This is a genomic window from Azospirillum sp. (assembly GCF_050789165.1).
In genome coordinates this window covers 108958-134712 of sequence record NZ_JBOZRT010000021.1, presented here as the reverse complement: position 1 = coordinate 134712, position 25755 = coordinate 108958, and the positions used below count along the sequence as shown (strand labels likewise).

Below are 25755 nucleotides of genomic sequence, written 5' to 3'. Positions count from 1 at the left end.
GCTGTTCGGCACGCTGTTCTCGGACGCCGCCGACGCGGTGGCCGGCGGCTCGTCGGCGCATGCCCTGGCCGGCGTCGCCATCGTCGGCAACGCGGCGACCGCCACACAGGGCGTCTGGCAATATTGGAACGGCTCGGCTTGGGCCGCCATCGGCAGCGTGTCGGACGGCGCCGCGCTGATCATGACCGCGGCGGACACGCTGCGCTTCGTCCCCGCGTCCGACTGGAACGGCACGGCGCCCGCGCTGACGGTGCGGCTGATCGACGGGTCCGGCGGCGCCGTGACCTCCAGGGCCGTCGTCGATCTGACCACCACCGGCGTCGGCGGCGCCACCGCGTACAGCGCCGCGACGGTCGCCCTGACCCAGGAGGTCACCCCCGTCAACGACGCGCCGGCCGTCGCGACCGCCACCGCCTCGCTGACGACCGTCAAGGGAGTGGCGGTCGCCGTGACCGGCCTGTCGGTGTCGGACATCGACGCCGGATCGGCACCGGTCCTCGTCACCCTGACGGCCGGCCACGGCACGCTCACCCTGGCGGACGGCGGAACGGACGCGGTCATCACCGGCAGCGGAACCGGCACCGTCACCATCCGGGCGACCGTGGCCACGATCAACGCCCTGCTCGCCGCGACCGACGGCCTGAAGTACACGGCGGCCTCCTACACCGGGGCGGACACGGTGACCGTGGTGGTGGACGACCAGGGCGGCAGCGGGACCGGAGGCGCGCTGACAGCGACCGCCGCCGTCGCCGTGACCGTCGTCCCGCCGAACGCATCGCCGGTTCTGCTGGACACCGCCCTGGCGGTCTCCACGGCGGCGGAAGCCTCGGCCGTGCCCACCGCCGGCACCGTCGGGATCGCGGTGTCGTCACTCGTCGGCCTGAACGGCGCCGGGACGGCGAACGTAACCGACGGCGACAGCGGCGCCGTGACCGGCATCGCGCTGGTCGGCACCCACGAAACCTATGGCCACTGGTGGTTCTCGACCGACGGCGGCGCGAACTGGGCGCTGGTCGGCACGGTCAACGACACGGACGCCGCCCTGCTGCTGCGCCCGGCCGACCGACTGTACTTCCAGCCCAACGCCGCGGTTCCCGAGACGGTGTCCGGCGCGCTGACCATCCGGGCCTGGGACCAGACCACCGGCACCCACGGGACGAAGGCCACCGTGGACACCAGCGCCGGCAGCGCCTTCTCCGGCCAGACCGACACGGTGACGCTGCACCCCGCCGTGCTGGTGGCCAACGGATCCTTCGACCATGGCCTGACCGGCTGGCTGTCCACCGGCGGAGCGTCGGCGACCACCGGCGGCGACGGGCATCAGGGCACGCTGACCTCCGCGGTCGGCAAGACGTCCGGCGAGCTGGAGACCTACCTCGGCCTGTCCACCGGTGCCATCGCGGCGGCGGTGGGCGCCACCCCCTCAGCCGGCCACGCCATGAAGCTGGCCAGCACCATCACGGTGACCAAGGACACCACCCTGTCCTTCGACTGGAGCTTCGCGTTCAGCGACACCGGCTATTTCGACTTCGGCTTCGTCAGCGTGAACGGCACGGTCACCCTGCTGGCCAAGGCGGAGAGCAAGAGCGGCACCTTCCACGTGGTCATCCCCGCCAACACCACCGTGTCGCTGGGGTTCGGCGTCTCGGACACCACCGACAACAGCGTCAACCCGGTGCTGACCGTCGACAACATCCGCCTGACGACCGTCGCCAGCGATCCCATCGTGCTGGACATGACCGGCCACGGCCTGTCGCTGCGGCCGCTGTCGGACGGGGTGCGGTTCGACGTGACGGGCGACGGCGTCGCCGACCAGACCGGCTGGATCGGCGCCGGCAACGCGCTGCTGGCGCGCGACACCAACCACGACGGCCGCATCGACAGTGCGCACGAGCTGGTGTCGGAGAAGTTCGGCACCGGCTTCAACAGCAGCCTGGAGGCGCTGGCCTCCCTGGACGGCAACCACGACGGGCGGATCGACGCGGCGGACGCCGACTACGGCACGCTGCTGGTCTGGCAGGACGCCGACGGCGACGGCGTGAGCCGGCCGGGCGAGCTGAAGACCCTGGCGCAGGCCGGCATCGCGTCCATCATGACGACCGCCACACCCACCGACGCCAGCGTGGCCGGCAACCGGGTGCTCGGCACCACCAGCATGACCATGGCCGACGGCACCCAACACGAGGTGGCCGGCGTGTCGTTCGACGTGAAGGCGGGGGTGGACGGCGTGGTGCAGAGCCATGCCGCCGGGCCCGGCACTCCGGACTCCGGAATCGGCGGTTCGGACTTTGCGGCGATGCTGCGCACCGCCCTGGGGACGCCGCACCCGGCCGCCACCCCGCAGGATCCTGCGGGGACGGAGGCTTCGGCGTGGGTCGCCGACACGCACGACTCCGGAACGTACCCCCACCCCCCCGGCGACACCCAGGTTGCATATTCGCCCCATTGATGGACGAGCAGATTGAAAATCATAGGAACGGCAGCGGCTCGAATACCTAAAATGTCATCCTTGCAGCCCGCGCCATACGATACTGTCAACTCCTGTTCATGCAGAAACGGCCAAGCTTAAAGTTCAATGAGTGGTTCCCTGCTCCATCATACTGTGCTTGTTCTTGGCCTTTCCTGCCTTGCACAACCTGCAATAGCGGCGACGCGCAATGACGTGGCCGGGTTGATTGCCAAGGCGGTGGAGACTCATGACCGCTTGCGGGCAGCGGTGGCCGGCGCCGACGCCGCCCGCAACGCGTTGCGCGTCAGCTACGGCGGCTGGTACCCGACGCTCAGCCTGTCCGTGAACGGCGGGCGCGAGAGCACCGACAAGCCGCCCGGCAGCCCGAGCACGGACATGGCCGCCAAGCAGCTGTCGCTGCGGGCGACGCAGCTCATCTGGGACTTCGACGCGACCAACGCCGACATCCGCCGCTCGCAGGTCTCGGTGGTGCGCGCCGACATCGCGGTGGAGCGCACCCGCCAGGAACTCCTGGTGGAAGGGCTGACGGCCTACGCCAACCTCGTCCGCGCGCACCGGCTGCAGGCGTACGCCAAGCAGTCGGAGGACAACATCCGCCGCCAGACCGGCCTGGAGGAGGTCCGCCTGCAGGAAGGCTTCGGCTTCACCACCGACGTTCTGCAGGCCAAGAGCCAGCTGGCCGGCGCGCAGGCCCGCCGGGTCGTGGCGCAGGAGGCGATGCAGAACGCGCTGAGCCGCTTCCAGGCCTTCTTCGGCCACGTCCCCTTCCAGCTGGACGGGGCGGAGGTGCTTGCGGCGGCGCGGACGCCGCTTCCGTCGACCGAGGCCGCCGCCGTGGACGAGGCGCGGCGGCACAACCCACGCCTGCAGGAGCTGGCGCTGACCACCGCCGCCGCGCAGGAGTCGGTGGCGGCGATCCGCGGCCGCACGCTCTATCCACGCATCGAAGGGTTCGTCGAGCGCAACGTCAAGCGCGACGTCGCCGGCCTGCCGGGCCGGCAGGACGAGCTGCTGTTCAAGATCCAGGTCACCTACTCTCTGAACACCGGCCTGACCGCCATCAACACCATCCGGCTGGCCGAGGCCGACCTGCGCGCCGCCGACGCGACCTGGGCCGACCAGGAGCGGACCACGCTGGAGGCCGTCCGCAACAGCTGGACGCGCCTGGAAAGCGCCCGCGCGCAGGCGGCGCTGCTGAACGACCAGGCCAGCCTGGCCGCGGGCTTCCTCGACGTGGCGCGGGCGGAGCGCGAGCTGGGCAGCCGCTCGCTGATCGACATCCTGACGGGAGAGACCACGCTGATCAACGCGCGCAGCGACGCGCTGGCGGCGGAGACGGAGCTGGTGCTGGCCGGCTACCGGCTGCTGGCCACCACCGGCCGCTTGGCCAGCACCGACATCCAGCTGAAGCCGGCTCCCCGGCTGGACCCTATGGGACGGCGCTCGCTCGACGACCTGTCCAGGCCGGCGCCGAAACGCGGCACGGGGCGGCAGCCATGACCGGCGCGATGAACGGCCTGCTGGTCCGCCTACGCTCCAACGGACGGCTGACCGCGCGCGTCGCGGCGGCGTCGCTGGCGGCCAACCTGCTGGGGCTGGCGTCCTCCTTCTACACGATGCTGGTGCTGAACCGGTACGTGGCGCACGGGGTGGATTCGACGCTGGTAGCGCTCACCGTCGGCGTCGTCCTGTCCATCGCCTTCGAGCACCTGTTCCGCCACGTCCGCCTGCGCATCGCCGGCCGCATCGGCCGCGTCGATCACGAGCGGACGGCGACCGGCGCGTTCGGCGTCCTGCTCACCGCCAAGGCCGGCGCGTCGTCCGCCCAGGCCGATTCCGCACGGCGCGAAGCCCTGCGGGCACCGGAGCAGATCGACGCCGCCTTCGGCTCCGCCACGCTGGCCACGCTGTTCGACCTGCCCTTCGCCGCGGGATTCATCCTCATCGTGGCGCTGATCAGCTGGCCGCTGGCGGTGATCTGCGTCGCCTTCACGCTGCTGTCCATCGGTGCCGGGCTGCTGGCCCAGGCCGACATGCGCGGGGTCGGGCGCGACCTCGCGCAGGCCGGGGCCGATGCCCAGGGGCTGGTCACCGCCGCCATCGTCGGGCGCGATTCCATCGCCCTGTTCGGCGGCGCCAAGCCGCTGCTGACGGAGTGGCAGCGCGCCACGCGCCTGCTGCGGGCGCTGCGCGAGCGCATGTCGATGCGCCAGGGCCGCGCCCAGTCGGCGGCGCAGAGCCTCCAGGCGCTGCAGGGCGTCGCGGTGACCGCGGTGGGGGCGGTGCTGGTGGTGCGCGGGGCGCTGGACGTCGGTTCGCTGATCGGCGTCAACCTGCTGGTCGGCCGCGCGCTCGCCCCATTTTCGCGGCTGGCGCAGATCGGCGAGTCCGTCGCCATGGCCCGGCAGGCGCAGGCCCGGCTGGAGCAGTTCGCCCGCACGCCGGTCGAGCCGCCGGGCGGCACCATGCTGCCGCGCTACGCCGGCACCCTGGAATTCCGCGAGCTGACCTACACGCCGCCGGGCGGCGTGACGCCGCTGCTGCGCCGGCTGTCGGCGACGGTGCCGGCCGGCAACATCCTGGTGCTGAAGGGCCGCAACGGCTCGGGCAAGACGACGCTCGTCCGCCTGATCGCCGGGCTGGCCGAACCGCAGGAAGGCGCGGTACTGGCCGACGGCGTCGACATCCGCAAGTTCGCGCCGGCGTGGTGGCGCCAGCAGATCGGCTACCTGCCGCAGGAGCCGACCTTCCTCAACCTGACCATCCGCGAGAACCTGCTGCTCGCCAACCCGCGGCTGTCGGAGAGCGAACTGCACACCATCCTGCACCGCACGGGCGCCGACCGCACCGTCGCCGACTGCGCCCAGGGGCTGGACACGCCGCTGCGCAACTTCGGGCACGAGCTGCCGCTCGGCCACCGCCGCCGGCTGGCCCTGGCCCGCGCCCTGGCCGTGGGCGGGCGGCTGATGGTGCTGGACGAGCCGACCGACGGCTTGGACGCCGAGGGCACCGCCGTCGTCTACCGCACGCTGATCGAGCTGGCGCGCACCGGGCACACGGTGGTCATCGCCTCGCACGACCCGCGCATCCTGCAGGGCGCCTCGCTGGTGCTCGACCTGGACGCGGCGCAGGACGGGGCGGTGCTGCGCGCCGGCGTGGGGGCCGCCGCGTCATGAAGGCCCTGCCCGACCTGCTGCGCAAGCCCGTCCCGCGTCCCGTCACCGGCCCGGCGCCCGCCGCCGCGGAAGCCGACGCGGACGGCCGGTTCGGCGATGGCCTGTTCGCCCTGAGCTTCGCCGCCCTGGCGGCCGCCGTCGCCTGGGCCGCGGTGGCCGAGCTGAACGTCACCAGCAACGCCCCCGGCGACGTGGTGCCGCTCGCCTACAACCAGAGCGTCCAGCATTTCGAGGGCGGGATCGTCAAGGAGATCCTCGTCCGCGAAGGCGACGCGGTGACCGCCGGACAGGTGCTGGTCGAGCTGGACCAGACCAAGACCCGCGCCGACCTGGAGGAGCTGGTCATCCGCCTCGACTCCCTCGCCGCCGACGTGGCCCGGCTGGACGCCGAGGTCGGGCGGCGGGACAGCATCGACTTCCCCGCCGACCTCGCCCGCAGCAAGCCGGACGTCGTGGCGCAGGCGCGCGAGCTGTTCCGCGCCCGGCGCGACCGCCTCGCCTCCGACCTGGACATCCAGCGCCAGGACATCCTGCAGCGCGAGCAACAGGCGGCGGCCGTCCGGGCACGCGTCGCCGGCTCCCAGATCGCGCAGGGGTTGATCCGCGAGCAGCTCGGGATCAGCGAGACCCTGCTGAAGCGCGAGATCACCAACCGCATGAAGCACCTGGAGCTTCTGCGCGACGACGCCCGCGTCACCGGCGCCATCGCCGAGGACCGCGCCACCCTGGCCCAGGCGGAGGCGGCGCTCGCCGAGGCGCGTGCCAAGCTGGTGTGGATCGGCCGCAAGTACGAGGAGGAGAGCCGCAGCGCGCTGGACGAGGCGCGGCGCAACCACCGCGAACTGTCGCAGCGCCTGACCCGCTTCCAGGACAGCCTGGACCGCGCCAGCCTGAAGGCGCCCATGGACGGGATCGTCAAGACGCTGGCGGTGTCCACCAAGGGCGGCGTCGTCAAGGCGGGCGAGACCGTGGTGGAGCTGGTGCCGCGCGACAGCCGGCTGGTCATCGACGCGCGCCTGCCGGTGCAGGACATCGGCTACGTCCACGCCGGGCAGCCGGTGGCGGTGACGCTGGCGAGCGGAGACGCCGCGCGTTTCGGCCACATCGAGGGGCGGGTGCTCACCATCAGCCCCGACACGCTGTCCGACGCCAACAAGCAGCCCTACTACAAGGTCCGGGTCGAGCTTCCCGTCACCTCCTTCGAGCGGCATGGGAAGACCTACGAGCTGTTCCCCGGCGTGCGCGTGACCTGCGGCATCGTCACGGGGCAGCGCACGATCCTCGACTACGTCTTCTCGCCCGTCCTCGGCGCCCTCCAGAACGCGATGCAGGAGCGCTGAGAATGCACACCGTCATCCCTCTGCACCGGACACCCGCATGCTGACGTCCCTGAAGCCCCGCTCCCGGCCGCCGCTGCGCTGGTCGACGCTGACCAAGAAAGCGCGCTTCGCGCTGATCCTGGCGGCGGCCATGGCCGTCACGCTGCTGGTGTCGCTGGTGGTGCGCGCCGGCTTCCTCGGGGCTCAGGCGCGCGAGCCGGTGGCGATCGCCGTGATCGGGCCGCTCAGCGGGCCGGACGCGATGCTCGGGCAGGCCCTGCGCAAGGGGGCGGCGCTGCGCGCCGACACCCTCAACGCCGCCGGCGGCATCAATGGCCATCCGGTCGTCGTCAAGGCGTTCGACGACGAGGGCGACAAGGCGAAGTCGCTGGAGATCGCGCGGCGCGTCGCGGCCGACCCGTCCGTCGTCGCCGCGCTGGGCCATCACCCGGACGCCGCGGAAGGCGCCGCGGTGATCTACGCCCAGAAGAAGATCCCGCTGGTCGCCGCGCGCCCCGCCGTCCGCCCGGCCGACGCGCCGGCGCAGCCCTGGCTGTTCAGCATCAACCTGGAGCGCGCCAACGAGACCCGCTTCCTCGCCAACTACGTCCGCAACGTGGTCGGCGAGCCGACCATCGCCGTGATCCGCGAGGACTCCGAGCAGGCCGCGGCGCTGGCCGGGCAGTTCGACGCCATCCTCCAGCGCTTCGGCACCAAGCTGGTCGCCCAGTGGACCTACGCGCCGGGCGCGGCCGGGGCGACCGAGATGGCGGCGCTGGGGCAGACGGTGAAGGAGAAGATGCCGACCGGCGCCGTCGTGGTGCTGGGCTCGGCGGCGGACAGCGCGCGGGTGGTGGTGGCGCTGCGCAACGCCGGGGTGCGCAATCTGGTCGCCGGCACGTCGGAGATGGCGACCAGCGCCTTCCGTGCCGAGATCGTCGCCCAGGTCCGCAACCAGCCCAAGGCGCAGCCGCCGGAAGCCTACGGGCACGGGCTGCTGGTCTCCTCGCCGGTGCTGTTCGACACGGCGAACGAGCAGGCGCAGCGTTTCTACGGCCAGTACGTCAAGCGCTTCAACGCCGTGCCCGACTGGGCGGCGGCGATGGGCAACGACGGCGTCGGCCTGATCGCCGAGGCCGTCGCCAGGGCGGTCCCCGCCGACGGCAAGGTGGACGGCCACGGCGAGGCGATCCGCCGCGCCATCGCCGACCACGACCGGGCGGAGACGGCCTTCCAGGGCAACGTCGGCACCTGGACCTTCGACGGGCGCGGGCAGGCGACGTTGCCGGTGATGATGGCGACCTACAACGGCCTCAACCCGGTGGCGGCGCTGACCCAGCTCCAGCCCATCCGCGAGGCCGGGGTCTCCAACTACCTGGAGGAGGTGACGCGCGGCCGGGCGCTCTACGTCAACGACCGCTTCATGTACAAGACGAACGTCATCTACACCGGCGTCCAGCTGCATGAAGTGCGCGACCTCGACCCCGCTCGGAACGAAGCGACGCTGAGCCTGACGGTGTGGTTCCGCTACCGCGGCGCCTTCAACCCGGCCGACGTCGTCTTCGCCAACGCGGTCAAGCCGGTCGATCTCGGCAAACCGTACCGCGAGGAGCGCGGCGAGGTGATGACCTACGCCGCCTACCGCATCGAGGGGCGCTTCGCGCTGGATTTCTCCGGCCAGCGGCTGGCCTACGGCAGCCACATGGCCGGCATCAGCTTCCGCCACCGCACGCTCAACCGCAACAACGTGATGTTCGTCACCGACGTGCTGGGCATGGCGCTGGTGGACACCGGCGACTTCGTGGACAAGCTGAAGGCCATGGCGGCGGCCGAGAGCGCCTCCATCGCCGAGCCCGGCCTCGCCGACCGGCTGCGCCGCGCGCTGGAGGGGGAGTCCGAGGGCTCGGCCCTGCTCGACCAGCTGCGCACCGCGCGGGTGCTGGCCACGGCGCCCGGCTGGCGGCTGGCGCGGGCCTCCATCTCGCAGGACGTGGCCTCGGTCAGCAGTGAGGGCGACCCCAACTACGTCGGCTTCGGCCGGCCGCAACCGGACTTCTCGCGCGTCGACTTCGGCGTGGTGGTGGTGCCCGACGCGCTGGCCGCACGCGACGTCATCAACCGCGACTTCTTCGTCTACATCGCCATCTTCAGCGCCGTCCTGGCGGTCTTCGCCGCCTTCATGGACCGGCGCGACCGCGGGCAGTTCTGGCGCATCCAGACGCTGTTCATGCGCATCCTGTCCTGGCCGCTGCTGCTGATGTCGGCCGGCAACATCACGCTGGACTGGGCGGTGGCGGCCCTGCCGCCCAGCGGCGTGGCGACGGTGGTCAACGGCTTCGCCGTGCTGTGGTGGATCGTGCCGGCGATCCTGGTCAACCGGACGATGGAGCATTTCGTCTGGACGCCGCTGGAGATCCGCACCCAGCGCAAGATCCCCGGCATCGTCCGCCGCTTCTCCACGCTGATCGTGTTCGGCTTCGCCGGCTGCGGCATCATCGCCTTCGTGCTGAACCAGCCGATCACCAGCCTGCTCGCGGCCTCCGGTCTGGTCGGCATGGTCGTCGGCCTCGCCATCCAGGCGAACATCGCCAACGTCTTCTCCGGCATCGTCCTGAACATCGAGCGGCCGTTCAAGATCGGCGACAGCATTCAGATCACCGACGTGGTGCGCGGCGTCGTGGTCGACATGACGTGGCGCACGGTGCGGGTGCGCAACGCCGCCGGCTTCATCGTCGCCATGCCGAACGCCAAGGCGTCGGAGGCGACCGTCATCAACTTCAGCGCGGTCGAGCGGGTCTGGATGCGGCTGGAGTACTTCGCCGACGGCCGCCACGAGCCGGGGGCCATGGCCGCCCTGCTGACCGCCGCGCTGCGCGCCACCGAACGGGTCATGCCCAGCGCCGCCGGCGCCCAGCCCTTCGTCCGCTACGACGGATTCCACAGCGTCGGCGGCCAATGGCTGTGCCGCTACAACCTGATTTTCTGGGTCAAGGACCACGACGCCAGCTTCGCCGTGCCGGAGCTGGTGTGGCGGTCGGTCTACAGGACGCTGGCCGACGCCGGCATCGACCCGACCCCGCCCGACCTGACGGACGCCGGTGCCGTGCAGCTCGCCGCCTCCGCCCCCCGATCCCCGCTTCCGGCTTGAGCATGAGGCCGCCCGTGATCCGAAACCTATACGTCCTGCTGGGCGCCCTGCCGGTCCTGCTGGCCGGCTCCGCCTGCGCGCCGCTGGGCGGCGGTTCCTCGCCCGCCATCCTGGAACGCATCGCCGACGGCGAGTACGACGTCGGCATCCGCTACCCGTCGCGGCGCGCCCGCTATGTCATGATCGTCGAGCAGGACGAGGAGACCCTGGCCGTCTCCAACCGCGCCGCGACCGTGGATCCGGGCTCCGCCGGGCCGGCCCCCGCGACGGCGATGGCGCAGCCCGCCGACCGGGTGCTGGCGCCCTGCGCCGAGGCGCTGGGCAACTGGTACCGCCACACGCCCGCCGGCTACGTCTGCGTCGGCGACGGCGCGCCGCCCACTGCCCCGGGAAGCTGAACGATGCGGGGCGTGGTCATCGCGTTTCTCCTGCTGCAGGGGTGTGCCGCCGCGGCGCCGGTACCGGGCGTGGACGCCCTGCGCATCGAGGCGGACGACGCGGCGAACGGCCGCCGGCCGGTCGCCGTCGACGTCGTGCGGGTCGGCGACGCGGCGCTCGCCGAACGGCTCGACGGCCTGGACGCGGCCGCGTGGTTCCGCACGCGGGTCGCGCTCCGCCGCGAGGCGGGCGGGCGGATCGCCATCGCCTCGTGGGAGGTCGTGCCCGGCCAGACCATCGCCCTGCACAGCCTGCCGCCCTACGATGCGGCGCCGGTCGCGACCTTCGTCTACGCGCGCTACGCCACGCCGGGCGCCCACCGGGCGCGGCTGGCGGGGACGGCGCCGGTCCGCCTGCGGCTCGGGCCGGACGGCTTCGCCGCCGAAGGCGGTGCGCCGTGACGGCCGTGCTCGACAGCGCCCGCCCGGTGGCCCGCGCCGGCACGCCGCCCGGCGCGATGGCGCTGTTCCGGCCCTTCGTCGCCGACCTGACGGCCTGCTGCGCCGCGCCCGGGCCCGCCGCCGACCACCTGACCGGCAGGCTGCGCGCCATGACGGACGCCGCCGCGGAGCACGGCCCCGGCGCCCACGGCGCGACCGTCAAGGCGGTGTTCGCCATGGCGATGCTGGCCGACCGCGCGCTCGCCCAGACCCGCCCGGCGGAGGCGGTCGTCGCCCAGCGCCTGTTCGGCGCCAACGGCACCCTGCAGATCCTCTTCGTCCAGGCCGACGACCTGATCCGTCTGGGCGACAAGGCCGACCGCGATCTGGCCTCCGTCTACCTCGCCGTGCTGGCGCTCGGCTTCGCCGAGGACGCCGACGCGGCGGCGCGCCGTCCCTCGCTGCACCGCATCGCGGCCGGCGAGCGGAACGAGAGCGGACGCCCCAGCCCGCACGCCTACGAACCGCCCGGCGGCGCCATTCCGGGGGAGGCGCGGCCGTCGGCCAAACGCTGGTGGTGGGCGCTGAGCGCGGTCGCCGCGATCTTCCTGCTCGCCAGCCATCTGCTGTGGACCGGCGCCACGGAGAACCTGGCCGCCGACCTGCGCGGCGCCCGCGCCGCCATCGAGGACATGGGGCTCGCATGGTCCTACTGATGGTCGTGCTGGAGATGCTGCTGTCCGCGATCGGGACGGCCATCGCCACCCTTCTGCCCTATGCCCTGGTCGGCGTGCCGCTGTACGTGGCGTACCGCATCGCCCGCGCGGCGTGGCCGCGGCTCGCCGCCGCCCTGCGCCCCCCCGCCAAAGCCGGAGCGAAGCCCCGGCCGAAGGCCGCAGCGGCGGTCCGCAAGGCACCGGCGCCCTTGCGCATCCGCCGGGAGGCCCCGCCCGCCCCCGCCGCGGCATCCACCCTCGCGCCGCTGGCCCGCGTCTACGGCGAGGGGCTGGACATCCTGAAGCGCCAGATGCGCGGCCCGCTGCGGCGCGGCGACATCCCCTGGTTCGTGGCCTTCGGGGTCGGCGGGCCGGCGCTGCTCGCCACCGATCCCACCCATGTCCGCTGGCCGGAGGACGGCAACGGCGAGGCCGGCGCGTGGTGGTTCTGCGAGGGCGCGGCGATCCTGCACGCCGGCACCGATTCCGCCGACGGCGCCCGGCTCGACGAGGCGTGGCCGGCCCTGCTGGCGGCGATGCGCGCCCGGCCGATGCGCCGCCCGCTGGACGGCGTCCTGCTGATGGTCGGCGCCGACGAGCTGCGCGCCGCGGCGCAGCGCGACGCCCCGCGCGCCGCCCTGGTCCGCCGCGCCGCGGCCCTGCGGGAACGGCTGCGCGCCCTGCAGGACGGCCTCGGCGTGGTCTGTCCCGTGCACGTGGTGGTGACCCGGGCGGAGGCGCTGGACGGCTTCGCCGACCTCTGCGCCGCCGTCCCGGCCGGCATGCTGGACGGCGCCCTCGGCTGGACCAACCCGCACGACTGGGCGGACGCCTTCGACCCGCGCTGGGTGGACGCGGCGGCGGGCGCCCTGCACGCCGACCTCGCACGGCTGGAGGCCGACGCCCTGGCAGCCGGCACCGCCCGGCCGGGCCTGCTGCTGCTGCCGCTGGCCCTCGACGCGGCGCGCGACCCGCTGGCGCTGTTCCTGGAGGGGGTGCTGCGCCCGACCGAGGGGGCCGAGCCGTTCCCGCTGCACGGCATCGCGCTGACCGGCGCCCACAGCACCGTGACCGGGGGGCGGCGTCCGGTCTTCGCGCGCGACCTCCTGCCCGGCCGCGCCCTGGCCGAAGCCGGCTACGGCCGCCCGTCCGACCGCGCCTTCCGGACGGCGCGGCGGCGCCGGCGCCACGCGCAGGGCGCGCTGGCGGCCTCCGTCGTCGCCCTGTCGGCGATGGCGTGGCAGGGCGCCGCCCGTGTGGCGGAGCCGGTTCCGGCGGTGACCGCCGGCGTGGCGGATCTGCGCAAGGGCCTGGCCGGACGCGACGGGGTCGGCGACCCGCAGGTGATCGGCCGGATCCTGGCCGCCACCGCCCAGATGGAGCACACCACCCTCGCCACGCCGCTGCTGCCGACGTCGCTGCTGAGCCGGCTGGACGAGGACAAGCGGCGGCTCGCCGCGGCGACGGTGCGGCGGGCGGTGCTGCGCCCGATCCGCGACGCGCTGCTGCCCAGGAACGGTCTCGCCGACATGCCGCCGGTGGCGGATCCGCGCCGGGTGGAGGACCTGCCCGGCCTGCGGCGCCTGTCCGACCAGATCGACCGCGTCTCCGGACGGCGCGCGGCGCTCGACCGCTACGAGCGGTTCCGGCGGCGCGGCCACTTCAGCGAGCTGGTCGAGCTGTCGGACAGCGTCTTCGGCCACGTCCGCCGGCCCGCCGTGCCGGCCAGCGACACCTTCACCACCCGCATCGCCGCGGGAGCCGACCTGCCCGACCTCGACGCCCGCGCCATCGCCGCCGCCGTGCGCGCCGAATCCGTCCGGCTCGCCGAACCGCTGGCCGAGGAGCTCTACACCCGCTCGCCCCTGCGCGTGCGCGCCGAAGCCCTTGCCGACCGGCTGCGCGCCCTGCCGGAGGAGCCGTCCGCCGAGGACGCGGCCGAGGTCCGCCGCCTCGTCGAGCGCGTGACCGACGCCGCGGCGTGGCCGATCTCCAACGCCGTGCTGGCGCCGGCTTCCGGTCTGCCGGAGGCCGTGAAGGCCCTGGTCCAGCGCGCGGCCATCGGCGAGCTGCCGGGCCGGGACGCGGCCGAGCGGATCGTCGAGATGCTCTCCACCGCCGGGGCCGCGGCGCGCGCCGACCTGCTCGCACTGGAGGCGCCACACGTCGGACGCCTGTTCGTGCAGTCGGACGGCGGCCCGGCGCTGGCGGTCTCTCCCACCCTCGCCGCGCTGCCCGACCGCGTGGCCGAAGTGGCGGCCAGCCGGCCGGAAGCTCCCGCACCGGCGCCCGCCCCGCCGCCGGAGCCGGAACCGGCCAAGCCCGCGCCCGCGGCCAAGGCCCCCGCTCCGCCGCCCCAGCCGCCGGTGGAGGCGACGCCGAAGCCGGATCCTGTTCCGGCCCCGCCGGCGGTCGCCGAGAAGCCGGAAGCCACTCCGGCCGTCACCATGGCGCCGCCGCCCACACCCATCCCGCGGCCCGCGCCGGACCGTCTTCCCGAGGCTGCCGACGCGACGCTGGCGAAGCTCGGCGCGGCCTTCTCGGAGATGCTGGCCGGGCGGTTCCCCTTCGTGCGGCCCGACCGCGCGGGGCGCGCGCCCGACGCCGACCCGGAGGACGTCCGGCAGTTCTACCGCCTGCTCGACGCGGCGAAGGCGCCGCCCGGTCGCACCCTGCCGCCCGAGCTGAAGGCCTTCGCCGACCGGATGGACGCCGCGCGCCCGCTGCTGGAGGCGGCGCTCCGGCCGGCCGGCATGACCGTGGAGCTGACCTACGGCGTCAACCGGGCGGCCGAGGTCGGCGCGGAGCACATCATTGACTGGTCGGTGCGCTCCGGCACCTCCGCCGTCGGCGCGGGGGGAAGCGGCAACCGCCTCGCCTGGAGCGCCGGGCAGCCGATCCTGCTGAGCTTCCGCTGGGCCGCCGGCTCCCCCTTCCGCCCGAAGAGCGCCGCAAGCGGAGGGACGCCGGCCATGGCCGGCGACACCCTCACCGTGGTCGAGCACGGGCCGTGGGCGCTGCTGCGTCTCCTCAAGGGCCGAGCCCAGCCCGGCGCGCCGGCGTCGGAGGCCGGTGCGCTCATCCGCATGGTCCTGCCGACCGAAACCATCGCCGGCCTGCCGGCGCGCGACACGGTCCTGTTCCTGGCGGCCTCGGTGACGGCCAACGGCAAGGCGCCGACCCCGCTGCGACTGCCGGACCTGCCGGCCGCCTACCCGCACTGGTAGAGGATCTGTGACAAAATATTTCCGTCGCAAATTGTCGTATTTTGACAAACGAAACCCACCGAAACCCTTAATGCCATTAACCTATTTTTAAAAACGCCCCTTGAATAGTGACGTCACTTGGCAAGTACTGTAATAGAAGGCCATAAAAAAATAAGTAGTACTGTGTTGTTGAGTGATGTGCACAGGCCATAGCGCGCCTCAACCTGTGCATCATGTTGTTGGAAAGAAATAAAAAGACTCCATCTGGCACGAAATTCCGGCTCTCGACGCGTGCGGGGCGCTCCGATCCCGCGCGCAGACGCTCAACACAACCCGTCAAACGTGCAACTCACACCCGCTCCCTGAAAGGTTTGGTTCATGGAAGATCGCAACAAGCGCGCCCTCGCCCTGGTCAAGTATCACAGCTACGCTTCCGGCGCGCTGGGCCTCATCCCGGTTCCGGGCGCCGACGTCGCCGCGGTCAGCGCCGCCCAGCTCAACATGATCCATAAGCTGGCCAAGCTGTACGGCGTCGAGTTCGCGCAGGAGCGCACCCGCGCCATCGTCGTCGCCCTGCTCGGCGGCGTGATGCCCGGCGCGCTCAGCGGCAGCGTCCTGGGTTCCGCGGTGAAAGCCGTTCCGTTCCTTGGCACCGCCCTGGGCATGGCGGTGATGCCGGCCCTGTCGCTGGCGGCGACCCAGGCGCTCGGCCGCGTGTTCATCCAGCACTTCGAGACCGGCGGCACCCTGCTGGACTTCGACACCGAGGCGATGCGCGAGCACTTCCGCCGCGAGTTCGAGCAGGCCAAGGCCGAGAACCCCGAGACGTCCGTGGACGCCCCGCAGATGGAAGAGCCGGCCGTCAAGAAGGCGGGCTGACCTCCAGGCGCGCCGGGCGAAAGGAAAGCATCATCGTGTTCGAGCTGATCTACATCGGCCTCTGCCTGCTGGTCGGGTTTCTCGCGACCGGCCGGCGCGGCGGTTTTCTGCTCTACGCGTTCCTGGCGGTGGTGCTGACCCCGCCCGGCGCCCTCCTGGTCCTGATTTTGGTCACCGGCCGCCGCAAGAAACCGGCGAAGGCGGCCGAAGCATGACGCGGACGCGCATTCGGCGCCGCACGGCCCTCGGCCTGCTGGCCGGAGCCCTTGCCGCACCCGCGCTGCCGGCGGCGGGCGCCGACTACTGGACCATCGCGTCGGAAGACCATTTCCCGCCCTACAACTTCTCGCTCAAGGGCAAGCGCACGGGCGTCGACACGGAGATCGTCGAGGCCCTGCTGAAGGAGCTGGGCGTCACGCCGGTCCACCGGCCGCTGTCCTGGCGCGAGGTGGTGCAGTCGATGGACGAGAACACCGCCGACGTCGCCTTCCAGTTCATCGCGTCGCCGGCGCGGTTCGAGCAGTACAACATGATCGGTCCCTTCCGCACCGGCACCACGGTGTTCATGGTGCGCAAGGATTCCGACATCACCTACGAGCGGCTGGAGGATCTGGCGCCCCACCGCATCGGCGTGGTGGACGGCTTCTCCTACGCGCCGGACTTCGACGCCGCGACCTTCCTCGAGAAGGTCCCGTCCAGCAGCAACGTGGTCAATTTCCGACGCCTGATGCTGGGGCGGGTGGACGTCGTCGTCGGCGACCTGCACGTGCTGAACCACGTGGCGAAGCAGGACGGGCGGCTGAAGGACGTGCGCGTGCTGCCGAAGCCGGTCGGTCTCGTGCCCCGCTACATCGCGCTCCCCAAGGCGCGCAAGGCCAAGGCCGAACAGCTCCAGGCCGCCTTCGTCAAGCTGCGCGACGACGGCACCATCGCCCGCATCGTCGATTCATGGCTGACGCAATGACGCGGGCCGCCCCCCCGCCCGACCGGCCCTTCTCGGTGCTGCTCACGCTGACCGGGCTGGCCGACCGTCCGACGCTGACCCGGCTGGTGGTGACCGGCTGCGTGTCCGCCACCGCCAACCTCGTCAGCCTGATCAGCCTCAGCGCCGAGCTGTCGGGCTGGCTGCGCGGCGAGGTGCTGGACACCCCGTTCCTGGTCTTCTGCGCCTCGCTGCTGGTCGGCTACGTCGCGTCCAAGCGCTTCGTGTCGCTGCTGCTGACCACCGCGTTCAGCGCGCTCGCCGACCTGCGGCGGCGCCTGCTGCGCCACGCCACGCTGGGCGGGCACGCGCGCATCCTGTCCATGGAGGCGGCGCAGTCGTTCGACCACGCCCACTACCACCTGGAGCGGATCGCGACGCTGCTGCCCAACCTGTCCATCGCCGCCAACATGATGCTGGTGGCGATGGTCGCCTACCTCTACCTGTGGACGCTGTCCACGCTGGGCGCCACGCTGCTGCTGGCCGCCGCCGTGCTGGTCGGGGCGTGGTACGTGCGCGAGGCGCAACGCACCCGCGGCATCCTGGGCGACGCCAAGGACGCCGAGGTCCGGGTGCTGCACGGCTTCGGCGAGATCCTGGCGGGCAACGCCGAGATCAAGCTGGGCAAGACGCGCCGCGACGCGCTGAACGCCGCCATCGAGAGCGACATCGCCGCCTGGGAGGAACTGAAGCGCCGCCACGGCCGCAGCCTGGGCGAGCTGTTCTCGTGGATCGCCGCGATCATCATCGGCTTCTCGGCGGTGTTCGTGTTCATCTTCCCGCGCGTCGGTGCCATGTCGGTGGCGGAGCTGCCGACGGTGACCTCGGTCATCCTGTTCCTGGCGCGCCCGCTGTCGAAGTTCCTCAACGCCGTGCCGGACTACGTGGCGGCGGAGGACGCGGCGGCGCGGCTGACCGCCCTGCTGGCCGCCATGCCCGAGGCGGAGTACGAGCCGTCGCGCCTCGCCCGCGCGCCGCGCCGGTTCAGCAGCATCGAGCTGCGCGGCGTCGCCTTCGGCTATCCCGCCGGGATGCGCCCCATGCCCTTCATGATCGGCCCCATCGACCTGACCATCGCGGCGGGCAGCGTGGTCGGCATCGTCGGCGCGAACGGATCGGGCAAGTCGACGCTGCTGCGGGTCATCCCGCTGCTGTTCCTGCCGGACGACGGGCAGGTGCTGCTCGACGGGCAGCCGGTGGAGGGCGACCGGCTGGAAGCCTACCGCGACCTGTTCTGCGCGGTCTTCCAGGACCACCACATCTTCACGCGGCTGCCGCGCGGGGCGGGCTTCGACGAAGCCCTGTTCCGCGAGATGCTGGCCTACCTGAAGATCGACCACCTGGTGCCGGCGACCGACGACGGCACGCTGAACCGAGACCTGTCCAAGGGACAGCGGCGGCGTCTGGCGCTGGCCGTGGCGGTCGCCGAGGGGCGGCCGGTCCTCATCCTCGACGAGTGGACGTCCGACCAGGACAGCGAGTTCCGCACCCGCTTCACCGACGAGATCATCGGCAAGCTCCAGTCCCTGGGCCGCACCGTGATCTTCGTCTCGCACGACGGCGACATCGCGCCGGTCTGCGACCTCACCATCCGCATGAGCAACGGGCAGATGAGCGGCGCCGTCCGTGCCGACGCGACGCTGTGTTTGCAGGAGACCGAGTGACATGGCTGACCAGGCCTTTTCCGCGATCGACGACACGCAGGAGCCGGCGACGCGGCGGTCCCGTCTGCGGGCGCTGTTCGCGTTCTGGTACGAGGAGCACCGCCGGACGATGCTGGTCGCCGCGCTGGTCGGCATGCTGATCTTCCTGTACTTCGCCCCGGCCATCGTCATCTTCATCCCCGCCGGCCCCGGCGGCGTGCTGTGGAAGCGCTTCCACCAGGGCACGCAGATGGGGCCGGCCCTGCCCGAGGGCGTCCACGTCGTCTTCCCGTGGGACCGGATCGAGGTCTACGACCTGCGCCTGCAGGAGGACACGCGCTCCTACGCCGCGATCGCCAACGACGGCCTGAACGTCAACATCGAGATCACGGTGCGCTACCGCCCAAACGCGGAGCGGCTGGCGGAACTGCACAAGCACGTCGGCACCAACTACCTGGAGGTGCTGCTGGTGCCGGAGGTGGGCTCGGTGTCGCGCGAGATCGTGTCGCGCTCCAAGGCCGACGAGCTGTACGCCCACCGCCGCCTGCGCGTTCAGACCGAGGCGTACGAGCAGCTCGCCGACCGCGTCATGTACGCCCAGCTGATCGGCGCCGAGACCGGCCCAAAGCCGGACGCCCAGACCAAGACCGGCTACCTGCTGATCCAGGACATCCTGATCCGCAACGTGTCGCTGCCCGAGGCGATCATGACCTCGATCGAGCGCAAGATCCAACAGGACCAGGCGGCGCAGGAATACCAGTTCCGCCTGCAGCGCGAGCTGTTCGAGAGCCAGCGCAAGCAGATCGAAGGCCAGGGCATCCGCGCCTTCCAGGAGACCGTGCAGGCCAACCTGACCGAGAACTACCTGCGCTGGCGCGGCATCGAGGCGACGCTGGAACTGGCCCATTCGCCCAACAGCAAGATTGTGGTGATCGGCAACGCCGGCAGCGGCGGCCTGCCGCTGATCCTGGACACGGCGGCGGACAAGAACGGGGCCGGCGCGGTGCCGGGCGCGCCGTCCGCGGGCGCCGTCTCCGCGGGGGTGCCGAGTGCGCCGGCCTCGCAGCTGCCCTCGCTCGTCGGTGCGACACCGGCTCCGCCGGCGCCTCCGCATGCGCCCGGCCCGACCGCCGGAGCGGCGGATGCGGCACCGGCCCCGGGTGCCGCGCCGGCGGCGCCTGCCACGGCCGAGGCTCCGGCCAAGGGCGGCGAGGCGGGCAAGGCAGCGGCGGCGCCCATCCTGTCGAAGCTGTCGCCGTCCCGTCTGCTCGACGCCGTGAAGCCGAAGTGAGGCGGGCATGGATCTCTGGCGCCTCCTCAGACGCGACGCGCTCCGCCGTCTCAAGCCACTCCTGCTGCTGGCGTTCCTGACCGCGGCGGTCAACCTCACCCTGCTGACGTCGATCAACGGCGCGCTGCTCAGCCTGCAGGATGGGCCGACGCTGGAACGGCTGCTGCTGGTCTTCCTGCTGTCCGCCTTCCTGTGGCGGTTCGTGCAGAACTGGCTGATGAGCGTGGCGTCCAAGCGGATCCAGGCGGCGCTCGGCGCGCTGCGCATGGGGCTGCTGCGCCGTGCGCTCGCGGCCGAGCTGCCGGATGTGATGGCGGTCGGCCCGGCGCGCATCGCGGCGGCGGCGGGGGCGGAGCTGCAGCTGCTGTCGCAAGCGGTGCCGACGCTGGTCATCAGCTTCCAGTCGGTGGCGGCGATCCTGCTGTGCCTGCTCTACCTCGCCTCGCTGTCGGGGTTGGCGGTGATGATCGTGCTGGGCGTGCTGATGCTCGGCGGCGTCGTGGTCGCCCGCTGCGCCATGCGCCTGGAGGCGCTGGCGGAGGAGATCCACGGCATCGAGACCGACCTGACCGAGCGCTCGGACCACATCCTGAAGACGCTGCGCGAGTGCAAGCTGAACCGGCGCCGCCGCGACGACGCGCTGGCCGACATCGCCGCCGGCACCGAGGGGCTGCGGCAGGACCGGCACAGCTTCGCCGTGCAGTACAGCCGCTACTTCATGGCCAACGAGCTGACCTACTACTTCGCGCTGGCCGGCATCGTCTTCCTGCTGCCGGCGCTGGCGGCGACGGACATCGCGACGGTGGTGCTGGCGGCGCACGCCGCCGCGTTCATCGCCTACCCGGTCATCACCATCGTCACCTCCTACCCCTCCTACCTCGGAGCGGAGACCGCCGCGCGCTCCTACCTCGCCATCGAGGAGCGGCTGGCCGACCCGCGCCGGTCCCCGGCGGTGGCGGCCGACTTCTCCGGCTTCCGGACCCTGGCGCTGGAGGACCTCACCTTCCGCCACGCCGGGCGGGGCGCCGCCGGGTCCTTCACGGTCGGGCCGGTCACCCTGGCGGTCGAGCGCGGCACCGTGGTCTTCGTCACCGGCCACAACGGCTCGGGCAAGAGCACGCTGATCCACATGCTGCTCGGCCTCTACCCGGCGCAGCGCGGCGCCCTGGCGGTGGACGGCGTGCCGGTGCCGCCGGAGGCCATGGCGTCCTACCGCGACCTGTTCTCCGTCGTGTTCTCCGACAGCCACGTCACGCGCCAGCTGCACGGGGTCGGCGACCTGGAGGACGGTTTCGCCGAGGAGCTGCTCGACCTGCTGGAAATCGGCGACAAGGTCGGCCTCGACGGACGGGCCTTCACCACGGTGGACCTGTCGCAGGGCCAACGGAAGCGCCTTGCCCTGATGGCCGCCCTGCTGGAGCGCAAGCCGGTGCTCGTGCTCGACGAGTGGGCGGCCGACCAGTCCCCCTATTTCCGCCGCAAGTTCTACCGGGAGATCCTGCCCTGGATGAAGGCGCGCGGGATCACCGTGATCGCGGTGACGCACGACGACGCCTATTTCGACGCGGCCGACGTCCAGCTCCAGGTCGAGCGGGGCAGCGTGCTGCGCCTTCCCGATCCCGCGGCCGTCGCCTGACGGCCGGGCTCCCCCTTCCCGCCATTTTTCCCACCCCAGACACCCAGAGGCTCACCATGCTCCTTCTCACTGGCGGAACCGGCTTCCTCGGCGGTTCCTTCTATCTGGACGCCGTCCGGAACGGGACCGCAGCGGACTGCCTGCTTCTGATCCGGGGCGCCGACGAGGACGCCTGCCGCGCCCGCCTCGCCAAGAACCTCTCCCGCGCCATGGACCGCGCCTCGGCGGAGGCCGCCGCCAAGCTGTGCGGCATACTGCCGGGCGATCTGCAGTCGCTGGCGACCAGCACCGACCCGCGGTTGGACGCGGTGACGCACATCGCCCACATCGCCGCCGACACCTCCTTCGACAGCCGGGATTCGGTCTGGCAGATCAACGTGGACGGCACGCTGGCGCTGGCCGCCCGCGCGCGGCGCATGCCGAAGCTGCAGCGCTTCCTGCACATCGGCACCGCCTTCTGCTGCGGCGAGGCCCCGCACCTGGAGATGGTGCACGAGGCCACGCCCCCGGGCCCCGACGCCCCCCACATCGCCGAGTACACCCGCAGCAAGGCGGCGGCCGAGCACGCGCTCAAGGCCGCCTTCCCCGAGCTGCCGCTGGTCGTCGCCCGCCCCTCCATCGTGGTCGGCCACACCACGCTGGGCGTCCGCCCCAGCGCCAGCATCTTCTGGTTCTTCCGGCTGCTCGACCACACCGGGGTGCTGCCGGCCGAGAAGGACGGATTCATCGACATCGTGCCCGTCGACTGGGTGTCGGCCCGCCTGCACGACCTGCTGCGCAAGCCGGACCTGAAGCACGCGCTCTACCACGTCTCGGCCGGCCTCGGCTCGCGCACCACCTGGGACGACTTCGCGGCCGCCTTCGCCGCCGAGGGTCACGACGGCGGCACGCGCCCCTACACCTGCTTCGACCCGAAGGGGCCGGAGGGCTGGCGCCCGTTCGACGCTGCGTTCAAGGCCAAGTTCCCGAAGCGCGACGTGCTGAACCGGACCATGGCGGTGGGAGCCCGCAAGTACCACCGCTTCGTCAACCAGGACATTGCCTTCGACAACGCGCGCCTGCTGGCCGAGGGCTTCGCCCCGCCGCCGGCCTTCAAGAACTACCTGAAGGTCTGCCTGGACAGCCAGCGCGCGACCATCGCCGAGCAGTTCGTGGACGACGCCGCCGCCTTCGAGTTCGACGAGGCGCTGACCCCCGCCACCGCCGCCGCCTGAGCCCGGACTCCCCGCCATGCCCATGCTGATTCCCACCCGCCTCGCCCCCAGCCCGATCCACGGGCTGGGACTCTTCGCCGAGGAGCCCGTCGCCGCGGGCACGCCGATGTGGCGGTTCGACCCGCGCATCGACCGCATCATCGCCCCCGGAGACACGGTCCTGACCGATTATCCGGGCGTCGCCCGGATGGCGGAATCGCACGGCTGCGTCATCGACGAGGCCGGCAGCGTCCTGCTGCTGGGCGACGACAGCCGCTTCGTCAACCACGCCGACGAGCCGGTGATGGGACGGGCGGAGTCGGACGACTGGCGGGTGTTCCGCGCCCTGCGGGACATTGCCGCCGGGGAGGAGCTGACCTGCAACTACGAGGACATCTGCGGGGACGTCCGCGACGCCGGCGCCGCGCAGTACCTCGCGGAGACGGCCGGATGAGCCGGATCCCGCTGCGGACCAGCATCGTCGGCGGCGGCGCCGCGCTGTCGCCAGCGCGGCGGGCGGTGATGTTCGACCTGCTCGGCGTCTGGTTCGAGGGCTACGGCGAGGACTACTTCAACGAGGAGCTGGACGGCGTCGACCACTGCGTCCTGCAGGAGGAGCCCGACACCGGCCAACTGGTCGGCTTCGCCACCCTGTACCAGCGGGAGCCGGTGGTGGACGGCCGGGCGGTCGGCCTCTTCCACACCCTGCACTGCATCCTGGACCGCCGCCACTGGGGATCGAACGCGCTGGTCCGCGCCATGGTGGCGTTCATGCTCGACCACGCCCGCGGCGAGGACGGCGGGCGCCCGTGGTACTGGCACTACAGCGCGGTCGGCTACCGCTCCTACCGCTACATGCCGTCGCTGTTCCGCCGCCACGCGCCCAATCCCGAACAGGCCCTCGATCCCTTCGACCGGGCGGTGCGGGACTGGGTCGGCCGGACCTGCTTCGAGCAATACTACGACACGGAAAGCGGGCTGGTGGACTGGAACTGGCAGGGTTACGGCCTGACCGAGGCGGCCCGCGCCATCAGCGAGGCCAAGCTGGACAGCCCCGGCGTCTCCTTGTTCCGCGCCGTCAACCCGCGCTGGGCCGACAGCGTGGAAGTCCTCTGCCAGGCCCGGCTGTCAGACGACAACCTGACCGATTTCGCCCGCCGCTGGTTTCCCCCCTCCCCCGTCTCCACCCCTGTTTCTGGATGAGCCTCTTCATGCGTCTTGCCTCCACCCTCCGCATCGCGGCGGCCGTCGCCGCCTGCGCCACGCCGGCCGCCGCCGAGTCCAACGTCGACCTCATCTTCGGCGGCGACGCCTATTTCCAGGGCGCCCACGTCAAGCAGCGCCAGGACGCCGGGCTGCGCTCGACCGAGTTCGCCAACCGCCTGCGCGTGACGATGACGCCGACCGCCAAGGCGGACAACGGGCTGGAGTACGGCGCCCGCCTGCGCATGGTCACCGACACCGGCGACCCGTCCATCTCGAGCCGCAACATGTTCAACGACCGGGCCTTCCTCTTTGCGAACGGCGCCTTCGGCACGGTGCAGGCCGGCACCATCAACGGGCTGTCCGACGAGTACGGCATCATTGGCCCCAACGTGGAGGGCGTCGCCGGCAGCCCGGACAGCAACGGGCTGCTGTTCCTGAACGGGTCGTCCACGCTCGGCGCGCTGCCGCTGACCGCGACCAGCCTGCGCACGCTGCTGGCCTACGACGTCGGCACCAAGCTGATCTACATTACCCCGTCCTTCGGCGGCCTCCAGGGGGCGGTGTCCTACACGCCGCGCACCAACGATTCCAACAACTCGGTCAACCGCCGCAAGACCGACCCGCTCGGCGTCGCGCCCACCTTCCACGACGTCGTCGAGGCCGGCGCGGTGTACCAGGACACGTTCGGAGAGGTCGGGCTGAGCGCCAGCGCCTTCTACCAGACCGGCCGCGCCAACCGGCAGGCCGACGGCGTCCTGATGCAGTCCTTCGAGGACCTGCGGTCGTTCCACGTCGGCGCCAACCTGAGCTACGGCGACGTCAAGATCGGCGCCAGCTTCGCCAACAGCGGCAAGAGCGGCTACGCCACCGACGCCACGGAGAAGCGCACGCAGACCACGCTCATCTTCGGGGCGCAGTACACGATGGGGCCATTCCTCCTCGCCGCCAACTACGTGCGCGCGCAGGGCAACGACTCGGCGACGATGTCGACGCCGTCCAAGGCCGACATCTGGCAGGGCGGCATCACCTGGACGGTCGCTCCCGGCATGACCACCGGGCTGGAGTACGACTATGTCCGCTCCACCCTGTCCTCCGGTCCGCTGACGGCCGGCGGCGCCAACCTGAACGACCGCTCGCACATCCTGATGCTGGACACGCGACTGGCGTTTTAGGGCAGATCGCGGACGGACCCAGGGTCCGGGAGCGAATGCCGGTTCACGCTGAACCGGCATTCGCTCTGTGGGCGTGGCCGGCTCCCTTCCCGGCGGCGCGCCGGTCAGCGGCCGGCAAAGGCGGCCGGGCGCTTCTCGATGAAGGCGGTGATGCCCTCGCGGATGTCCTGTGTGGCGGCCATGCGGGCGAACTGGCCGGCCTCCACCGCCAGCCCCTCGTCGATGGACAGGTTCAGGCCGCGCGTGGTGGCCGCCAGGCAGGCGGCGACCGCCAGCGGCGATTTGTCGACGATGCGTGCCGCCAGGGCGTGCGCCGCGTCCATCAGATCCTCGTGCGGAACGACCAGGTTGACGAGGCCGGCCGCCTGCGCGTCGTGCGCCCTGATCGGGTCGCCGGTCAGCAGCATGGCCAGCGCCCGCTTGCGGCCGATCAGGCGGGGCAGCCGCTGCGTGCCGCCATAGGGCGGCGGGAAGCCCAGCTTGATCTCCGACTTGGCGAACTGCGCGCGATCGCTGGCGACGGCGAGCGGCACCGCCTCCGTCACCTCGCAGCCGCCGCCGAAGGCGATGCCGTTCACCGCAGCGATGATCGGCTTGGAAAAGCTCTCCAGGCGGCTGGTCAGCCGCTGGCCGCGCCGTACGAACTCCCGCAGCGCCGTCTCGGGGCCGGCGAAGACCGGGCCGGAGAACTCGACGATGTCCGCGCCGGCGGAGAAGGCGCGTTCCCCCGCCCCGGTGAGGATGACGGCGCGCACCGACCCGTCCGCTTCGATGGCGTCGAGGCGCTCGTGCAGGCGGGCAATGGTGGCGAAGTCGATGGCGTTCAGCTTGTGCGGCCGGTTCAGCGTCAGCGTGGCGATAGCGCCCTCGACGCTCAGAAGCACGATGTCGTTCATGGGG

Annotated in this window: 20 protein-coding genes; 19 read left to right on the top strand and 1 reads right to left on the bottom strand. The window is 72.1% G+C overall.

Annotated features, from left to right (window positions below; all coding sequences use genetic code 11):
* From ACRWK7_RS04415 to ACRWK7_RS04325, 19 genes are all read left to right on the top strand, one after another.
* On the top strand, window positions 1–2449 hold a 2449-nt coding region (locus ACRWK7_RS04415), incomplete at its 5' end, for a beta strand repeat-containing protein (RefSeq protein ID WP_431854977.1).
* A 213-nt stretch (window positions 2450–2662) separates the two neighbouring features.
* Window positions 2663–3970, top strand: coding sequence for a TolC family protein (locus ACRWK7_RS04410; protein ID WP_431854976.1), 1308 nt, complete (start codon window positions 2663–2665; stop codon window positions 3968–3970).
* Window positions 3967–5646 carry an ATP-binding cassette domain-containing protein gene (locus ACRWK7_RS04405; RefSeq protein ID WP_431854975.1) on the top strand — a complete coding sequence of 560 codons (1680 nt, stop codon included), beginning with the start codon at window positions 3967–3969 and terminating at the stop codon, window positions 5644–5646. Before ACRWK7_RS04410 ends, ACRWK7_RS04405 begins: the two co-directional genes overlap by 4 nt.
* Window positions 5643–6986 (top strand): HlyD family type I secretion periplasmic adaptor subunit, encoded by a 1344-nt coding sequence (locus ACRWK7_RS04400; protein ID WP_431854974.1) that lies wholly within the window; start codon window positions 5643–5645, stop codon window positions 6984–6986. The genes ACRWK7_RS04405 and ACRWK7_RS04400 overlap by 4 nt, the downstream gene beginning before the upstream one ends.
* A gap of 37 nt (window positions 6987–7023) precedes the next feature.
* Complete coding sequence (locus ACRWK7_RS04395) at window positions 7024–10113, top strand: ABC transporter substrate-binding protein (RefSeq protein WP_431854973.1); 3090 nt, start codon at window positions 7024–7026, stop codon at window positions 10111–10113.
* A gap of 14 nt (window positions 10114–10127) precedes the next feature.
* Window positions 10128–10511, top strand: a complete 384-nt coding sequence (locus ACRWK7_RS04390; protein WP_431854972.1) for a hypothetical protein — start codon at window positions 10128–10130, stop codon at window positions 10509–10511.
* 3 nt (window positions 10512–10514) lie between these two features.
* Window positions 10515–10952: a hypothetical protein gene (locus tag ACRWK7_RS04385; protein ID WP_431854971.1), complete on the top strand. Its 438-nt coding sequence runs from the start codon at window positions 10515–10517 to the stop codon at window positions 10950–10952.
* Window positions 10949–11647, top strand: a complete 699-nt coding sequence (locus tag ACRWK7_RS04380; protein ID WP_431854970.1) for a hypothetical protein — start codon at window positions 10949–10951, stop codon at window positions 11645–11647. Before ACRWK7_RS04385 ends, ACRWK7_RS04380 begins: the two co-directional genes overlap by 4 nt.
* Window positions 11635–14874, top strand: a complete 3240-nt coding sequence (locus ACRWK7_RS04375) for a type VI secretion protein IcmF/TssM N-terminal domain-containing protein (protein ID WP_431854969.1) — start codon at window positions 11635–11637, stop codon at window positions 14872–14874. Before ACRWK7_RS04380 ends, ACRWK7_RS04375 begins: the two co-directional genes overlap by 13 nt.
* A 357-nt stretch (window positions 14875–15231) precedes the next feature.
* The gene (locus ACRWK7_RS04370) at window positions 15232–15732 is read left to right on the top strand and encodes a YcjF family protein (protein ID WP_431854968.1); all 501 of its coding nucleotides are present in this window, start codon (window positions 15232–15234) and stop codon (window positions 15730–15732) included.
* Window positions 15733–15767: 35 nt separating this feature from the next.
* Entirely contained in the window at window positions 15768–15947 is a 180-nt protein-coding gene (locus ACRWK7_RS04365; RefSeq protein WP_431854967.1) for a hypothetical protein, read from the top strand.
* A complete protein-coding gene (locus ACRWK7_RS04360) occupies window positions 15944–16696 on the top strand; it encodes a substrate-binding periplasmic protein (protein ID WP_431854966.1) in 753 nt (250 codons plus the stop codon). The genes ACRWK7_RS04365 and ACRWK7_RS04360 overlap by 4 nt, the downstream gene beginning before the upstream one ends.
* Window positions 16681–18378: an ATP-binding cassette domain-containing protein gene (locus ACRWK7_RS04355; RefSeq protein WP_431854965.1), complete on the top strand. Its 1698-nt coding sequence runs from the start codon at window positions 16681–16683 to the stop codon at window positions 18376–18378. The genes ACRWK7_RS04360 and ACRWK7_RS04355 overlap by 16 nt, the downstream gene beginning before the upstream one ends.
* Before the next feature lies 1 nt (window position 18379).
* Entirely contained in the window at window positions 18380–19648 is a 1269-nt protein-coding gene (locus ACRWK7_RS04350; RefSeq protein WP_431854963.1) for a prohibitin family protein, read from the top strand.
* Between the two features lie 7 nt (window positions 19649–19655).
* Window positions 19656–21284, top strand: a complete 1629-nt coding sequence (locus ACRWK7_RS04345; protein ID WP_431854962.1) for an ATP-binding cassette domain-containing protein — start codon at window positions 19656–19658, stop codon at window positions 21282–21284.
* Window positions 21285–21340: 56 nt separating this feature from the next.
* Entirely contained in the window at window positions 21341–22498 is a 1158-nt protein-coding gene (locus tag ACRWK7_RS04340) for an SDR family oxidoreductase (RefSeq protein ID WP_431854961.1), read from the top strand.
* 16 nt (window positions 22499–22514) lie between these two features.
* Window positions 22515–22931, top strand: coding sequence for an SET domain-containing protein (locus ACRWK7_RS04335; protein ID WP_431854960.1), 417 nt, complete (start codon window positions 22515–22517; stop codon window positions 22929–22931).
* Complete coding sequence (locus ACRWK7_RS04330; protein ID WP_431854959.1) at window positions 22928–23680, top strand: hypothetical protein; 753 nt, start codon at window positions 22928–22930, stop codon at window positions 23678–23680. The genes ACRWK7_RS04335 and ACRWK7_RS04330 overlap by 4 nt, the downstream gene beginning before the upstream one ends.
* 8 nt (window positions 23681–23688) lie before the next feature.
* Window positions 23689–24855, top strand: coding sequence for a porin (locus ACRWK7_RS04325; protein ID WP_431854958.1), 1167 nt, complete (start codon window positions 23689–23691; stop codon window positions 24853–24855).
* Window positions 24856–24959: 104 nt separating this feature from the next.
* Here the strand turns inward: ACRWK7_RS04325 and ACRWK7_RS04320 are convergent, their stop codons facing one another.
* A complete protein-coding gene (locus ACRWK7_RS04320) occupies window positions 24960–25751 on the bottom strand; it encodes a crotonase/enoyl-CoA hydratase family protein (RefSeq protein ID WP_431854956.1) in 792 nt (263 codons plus the stop codon).
* Window positions 25752–25755 lie beyond the last annotated feature (4 nt).